This is a genomic window from Paraburkholderia phenoliruptrix (assembly GCF_019511605.1).
Lineage (GTDB): Bacteria > Pseudomonadota > Gammaproteobacteria > Burkholderiales > Burkholderiaceae > Paraburkholderia > Paraburkholderia phenoliruptrix_A.
This window is the reverse complement of the sequence record NZ_JAEUAV010000091.1, coordinates 1-255: the sequence shown is the minus strand read 5'-3', so window position 1 is coordinate 255 and position 255 is coordinate 1. Positions and strand designations below refer to the sequence as shown.

1 pseudogene is annotated in these 255 nt (G+C 64.7%); it reads left to right on the top strand.

The features are described from left to right. Positions 1-255 (top strand): annotated as a pseudogene (locus JNB89_RS30905) (beta strand repeat-containing protein); the annotation flags it as partial.

Genomic DNA, 255 nt, shown 5'->3' with positions numbered 1-255 from the left:
TCAACAGCGGTACGGTGGGGCTGGTGCAGCAGGATGCGGTCACGCGCAACATCACGGTGGCGCAGGGCACTGACGGCACGGTGGTGGACTTCACCGGCAAGGCGGGCACGCGCACGCTCACGGGTGTGTCGGCGGGAGCGGTGAATGCGACGAGCGTGGACGCGGTGAACGGCTCGCAGCTGTATGCGACGAATCAGAACGTGTCGAACGTGACGAACGTCGTGAACAACATCACCAACGGTGGCGCTGGCATCA